We start from the raw sequence: 5,489 nt of genomic DNA, 5'->3' as shown, positions 1-5,489 counted from the left end.
CTCTGATACTACCTCGCCTTTTTCTTTTTTTCTTACTATTATTTCAAAATCCATTTGATACCTGTATTGTTTTAGGTCAAAGGTTAGCACTTTTCCTATTTATACGCTATCTAATATTTATGCTTCCGTGGGGTTGTTGAATTTTAAATCACCAAGACAACCTTTGTCTTTATCACTTCCTTTATAGTAACAATTTTTATTTGCATAAGAAGTTTCAATATAATTCATATGCGTTTTTATTGCAGCTGTAAGTTTTTTATTGATAACATGATACGCCATATCTGCAGCAGCTATTAATTGTTTATCGTTAATACCTTGAGATGCAGCATAAAAAACTTGCATGTGATCCCCAAGATTTATATCAGACACCTTAACATATGGAGCTATAGAGCTAACAATAAGACTTTTTACATAACCTGATATGTGCTCTTGTGTAGCCTGAGCTTTCTTCATGCCATCTCCTACTTTTTTGCCATTGCTAGATTTTTGAGACTGATCTGCACCACATGAATCATCTATAGTTGGATCACATTGGCCATTTTGTTTACTATTTTCACACACATTAGTTAATTGCTCGCATTGTACGCGAAGTTAATTTATTTGTCAAGTTATTTGTCAAGAGCTATAAAAAAATAATCACTTGCCCAAAAGCGTAGTAACATATCTCTAAAATTATTCTGCAATCTAATCTGGCCACTTTTCCAAATATCAATTCTTCTGAATAAATTTTACTTTTTCCTATAAATGGTGGGACTTGTAGGACTTGAACCTACGACCACACCGTTATGAGCGGCGTGCTCTAACCAACTGAGCTAAAGTCCCCCAGACCAAAACAATTTATAACAATAACTTAATTTTATGTCCAGTACAAAGTGCGTTTAACTTCGTTAATCAATTTATGCATATCTTGCTCTACAGTTTTGGAGATGTACTTGCGTTTCATTTTCTTTGATATAATATAGGAAACAAATTTAATATAGAACCATATAATGCTGGATCATAACAATGTTAACTCTTGGGCTTTTCAAGAAGCTAAGTTGATACTAAACAAAATTAATAATTCTACACCTAAAAAGGGTTATGTTTTATTTGAAACAGGATATGGTCCTTCCGGCTTACCGCATATTGGCACTTTTGGAGAAGTAGTCAGAACTAATATGGTAAGAAAAGCCTTTAGATATTTGTCTGATATTCCAATTAAATTATTCTGCGTTTCGGATGATATGGATGCCCTTAGAAAGGTACCTGATAATATTCCTAATAAAGAAAGATATACTCAGTATATAGGATTGCCCTTAACAAACATACCAGATCCATTTGAAAAATGTGAAAGCTATGGTGATTATATGAATTCAAAATTGGTAGAATTTTTGGATAATTTTAATTTTGAATATGAATTCATTAGCGCTACAAAATGCTATAAATCTGGTAAATTCAATGATTACTTAATAAAAGTTTTAGAGAAATATGATGACATAATGAACATCATGCTTCCCACACTTGGTAAAGATAGACAAGAAACATACAGCCCTTTTTTGCCTATCTGTCAAAAAACAGGGAAGGTATTGCAAGTCAAAATCATAGACAGAGATATTCAATTGCGCACTGTAACTTATATCGATGAAGATAATAAAACTGTAAAGGTAAGTATTTTAAATGGTAAATGCAAATTACAATGGAAACCAGATTTCGCAATGAGATGGGTTGCGCTTGATGTTGATTATGAAATTTATGGAAAGGACATTCAAGCAAATGCAGAAATTTATGATAAAATTTGCACAGTATTAGGTAAAAACCCTCCTCATCAAATGTCGTATGAACTGTTTCTTGATGAAAATAGTCAAAAAATTTCTAAATCTAAAGGTAATGGATTATCAATATATGATTGGCTAAAATATGGAAATCAAGAAAGTTTAAAGCTTTTTATGTACCAATCACCTAAAAAAGCAAAAAAGCTATACTATGATATTATACCTAAAACTTTTGATGAATATTTATTATATCTTGAAAAATTCAACCAAGAAACTGATATAAATAAAAGATTATCAAATCCTATATTTTATATACATAACGACGATGTTCCAAATATTAACCTTGGTAAAATAAACTTTTCATTATTATTGAATCTTGTAAATGCCTGTAATACAGATAATAAGGATGTTATATGGGGCTATATCAAAAATCTAAACGAAGACATTGATGATAGCACTCATGCTTATATTAATTCAATGATCGCTTACGCAATCAATTATTTCCAAGATTTTGTAAAGCCGAAAAAGGAGTATAAAACACCTAATGAAGCAGAAGTAAAGTTATTAAAATATTTATTTGAAGCTCTAAAAACAGTAAAAGATGATGCAGAAGAAATTCAAAATGCAGTGTATCAAATAAGTAAAGAGCATGATATCCCCTTAAAACAGTGGTTTCAATTACTTTATGAGATCCTTTTAGGGACAAAAGAAGGGCCGAGAATTGGAACTTTTATTAAATTATATGGATTGAATGAGGTGAAAAAATTGATTGCAGACAAAATCAATACTAATCCTAAAAATATACAGTAGGCCCTGTATTTTTAAAATATCTGAGGGATTATTCAGAGCTAATAATTATTTAAATTACCTATTTTTAGATAATGTCTTAGTCAAAAATCATACTGAAATGTTGTTTTTATTGTAATTTAATATAGTATTCGTGCTATTATCTAAAAAATAGTAGTTTTTATTTTGGAATGAGCAATAAAAATACATGTTTCACAAAGCAAGATTTAATTTCTATTTATAAAGAAATGTTATTGTTGCGTCGCTTTGAAGAAAAGGCAGGTCAACTGTATGGAATGGGATTAATAGGAGGATTTTGCCATTTATATATCGGGCAAGAAGCTGTAGCCGTAGGTATAATAAAGGCCATAAATTCAGACGATACCATTATTACAAGCTATAGAGATCATGGATTAATGTTAGCTAAAGGGGCATGTCCTAAGAGCATCATGGCGGAATTATTGGGAAAAGCCACTGGTTGCTCAAAGGGTAAGGGTGGCTCGATGCACATGTTTGATCTAGAAAAAGGATTTTATGGTGGACATGGAATTGTTGGAGCTCAAGTATCCATTGGCACAGGGTTGGGCTTTGCACATAAATATAAAGAAAATAATTGCATTTCTGTAACAATTTATGGTGATGGAGCATGCCATCAAGGACAGATATATGAGTCATTTAATATGGCAAAGCTTTGGGGATTACCGGTGCTATACATTATTGAAAATAACGAATATGGAATGGGCACTTCAGTTGAAAGAGCTTCAAGTATAAAAGACTTATATAAAAGAGGTGAATCTTTTGGGATAGAGGGGAAGCAGGTCAATGGAATGGATTTTTTTGAAGTTTATGAGGCAGTGAAAGAAGCTTCAGATTTCATTAGGAAAACCCAAGTTCCATTTTTATTAGAATTAAAAACCTACAGATATAGAGGTCATTCTATGTCTGATCCAGCTAAATATAGAACTAAAGATGAAGTTGAGGACTATAAAAAACATCACGACCCTATAATTTCCTTAAAAGAACATATATTAAAAATCAACAAAAATGCTGAGGAAGATTTTAAAATAGTAGAAAAGGACGTAAAGGAAATAGTAAAAGAAAGTGCAGATTATGCACAAAATAGTCAAGAGCCAAGTACGAATGAATTATATTTAGATGTATACAAATAGAACGAGAGGAAACTTATTTAGATGAAAAAAAGAATAGCAACAATATACGATCACGAGAATTGTTTTACGAAAACGCTATCAAAATATATACACATAGGCATTCAATCTGAAAATGTTGAATCAAAAACCTACGAGGCAAAATTTATTTGTGAAAATTTACAGTTATTAGATGAGGTTGATTCAATAATATTTGGTACGCCAACATATTTTGGAAATGTTTCAACCAATATAAAAAAACTTATGGATTCGACCGTTGATATTTGGGATAATAAAGGGTGGAATAACAAAATAGCTGCAGGATTTACCCATTCATCTGCTTTAAGTGGTGATAAACTAGGAGCTTTGATGTCCATATTTATTTTTGCACAACAACATGGTATGATGTGGATTGGAGTAGACTTAAAAAGTAATGAAACGCTAAAAAATTTCGATATAAAATTAAATAGACTTGGTAGTTGGATGGGGTTAATGACTGAATCTCCGAGTAAAGATAAAGAGCTAGAAATAAATATTAGTGATATAAAAACTGCAGAATATTTTGGAGCTAGAATAGCCAAGATAACAAAAAAATTTCAATAGAGATTATGAAAAAAATTACTATCAGAGAGGCACTTAGAGACGCAATGGCCGAAGAAATGAGGCTTGATCAGAATGTTTTTATAATGGGAGAAGAGGTTGCGGAATATCAAGGTGCATATAAAGTTACTCAAGGGCTTTTAGAAGAGTTTGGTGCAAAAAGAGTGATTGATACACCTATCACTGAACATGGATTCGCTGGTATTGGAGTAGGAGCTGCATTTTCTGGTTTAAAACCAATTATAGAGTTTATGACTTTTAATTTTGCTATGCAAGCGATTGACCAAATAATCAATTCTGCAGCCAAAACTCACTACATGTCCGGTGGATTAATATCCTGCCCAATTGTCTTTAGAGGGCCAAACGGTGCCGCCGCAAGGGTGGGAGCACAGCATTCACAATGTTACGCAAGTTGGTATGCACATGTTCCAGGTTTAAAAGTAATTGCTCCTTATTCAGCATCAGATCATAAAGGATTACTAAAAGCAGCCATAAGAGACCCAAATCCTGTGATATTTCTTGAAAATGAAATTTTATATGGTGATTTTGACGATATATCAGAAGAAGAATTTGTGGATGAAATTGGGAAAGCAAAAATTGTAAAACAGGGAAAGGACGTGACAATTGTTACCTTTTCTATACAGGTAAAGTTCGCATTACAAGCGGCAGATGAATTGAAAAAATATAATATTGATGCAGAAGTAATTGATTTGAGAACAATACGCCCTTTAGATATTGAAACTATTATAAATTCTGTCAAAAAAACTAATCGTATTATTACCGTTGAAGAGGGGTGGCATTTCTCAGGTATAGGTTCAGAGATATCTGCGCAAATCTCTGAAAGGGCTTTTGATTATCTTGATGCTCCAGTGATGAGAGTAACTGCCAAAGATGTACCCTTACCATATGCGCAAAATTTGGAAAAATTAGCTCTTCCATCTGTAGCCGATATAGTAGAAAAAGCCAAAGAAGTTTGCTATAAAATCAATAAAAATAGCTAATATACCAAATGAGAAATTTGATAAATATATCATTTATAATAAATTCCGAAATTGACAAACCAAAAATTATAATTTACTAAGGCACAGTCAAGTTAAAAATAGAATAAAATTCTGATATTGAATAAAAGATTATAAAATTGTAGGATTTAAAAAAATAAATATCAAAAAAGATGAAGGGCACACCAAACAGACATAGATATCCAATG

5 protein-coding genes and 1 tRNA gene are annotated in these 5,489 nt (G+C 31.8%); 4 read left to right on the top strand and 2 right to left on the bottom strand.

The window, feature by feature from the left end; all coding sequences use genetic code 11:
* Nucleotides 1–117: 117 nt before the first annotated feature.
* On the bottom strand, nucleotides 118–561 hold the full coding sequence (locus L8D11_RS03100) for a hypothetical protein (RefSeq protein WP_236870215.1): 444 nt from the start codon (nucleotides 559–561) through the stop codon (nucleotides 118–120).
* A gap of 184 nt (nucleotides 562–745) precedes the next feature.
* Nucleotides 746–822: transfer RNA gene (locus tag L8D11_RS03095), tRNA-Ile, on the bottom strand.
* 167 nt (nucleotides 823–989) lie between these two features.
* Between L8D11_RS03095 and L8D11_RS03090 the strand changes: the two genes are divergently transcribed.
* The 4 genes from L8D11_RS03090 to L8D11_RS03075 all read left to right on the top strand — a co-directional run bounded on the left by L8D11_RS03090 (nucleotide 990) and on the right by L8D11_RS03075 (nucleotide 5,283).
* Nucleotides 990–2,561, top strand: coding sequence for a lysine--tRNA ligase (locus tag L8D11_RS03090; RefSeq protein WP_236870214.1), 1,572 nt, complete (start codon nucleotides 990–992; stop codon nucleotides 2,559–2,561).
* Nucleotides 2,562–2,728: 167 nt separating this feature from the next.
* Nucleotides 2,729–3,706: a pyruvate dehydrogenase (acetyl-transferring) E1 component subunit alpha gene (gene pdhA / locus L8D11_RS03085; RefSeq protein ID WP_236870213.1), complete on the top strand. Its 978-nt coding sequence runs from the start codon at nucleotides 2,729–2,731 to the stop codon at nucleotides 3,704–3,706.
* 21 nt (nucleotides 3,707–3,727) lie between these two features.
* Complete coding sequence (locus L8D11_RS03080) at nucleotides 3,728–4,285, top strand: flavodoxin family protein (protein WP_236870212.1); 558 nt, start codon at nucleotides 3,728–3,730, stop codon at nucleotides 4,283–4,285.
* A gap of 5 nt (nucleotides 4,286–4,290) precedes the next feature.
* Nucleotides 4,291–5,283 (top strand): pyruvate dehydrogenase complex E1 component subunit beta, encoded by a 993-nt coding sequence (locus tag L8D11_RS03075; protein ID WP_236870211.1) that lies wholly within the window; start codon nucleotides 4,291–4,293, stop codon nucleotides 5,281–5,283.
* Nucleotides 5,284–5,489 lie beyond the last annotated feature (206 nt).

The organism is Candidatus Bandiella numerosa, from assembly GCF_021811875.1.
Classification (GTDB): Bacteria; Pseudomonadota; Alphaproteobacteria; order Rickettsiales; family Midichloriaceae; genus Aquirickettsia; species Aquirickettsia numerosa_A.
Note: the sequence above shows the minus strand (reverse complement) of the source record. Positions and strands in the feature narration are given on the sequence as shown.

Bases quoted from the DNA above. Each gene is read 5' to 3' on its own strand.
- L8D11_RS03090 (WP_236870214.1), top strand. From the start codon at position 990: ATGCTGGATCATAACAATGTTAACTCTTGGGCTTTTCAAGAAGCTAAG.
- pdhA (WP_236870213.1), top strand. From the start codon at position 2,729: ATGAGCAATAAAAATACATGTTTCACAAAGCAAGATTTAATTTCTATT.
- L8D11_RS03080 (WP_236870212.1), top strand. From the start codon at position 3,728: ATGAAAAAAAGAATAGCAACAATATACGATCACGAGAATTGTTTTACG.
- L8D11_RS03075 (WP_236870211.1), top strand. From the start codon at position 4,291: ATGAAAAAAATTACTATCAGAGAGGCACTTAGAGACGCAATGGCCGAA.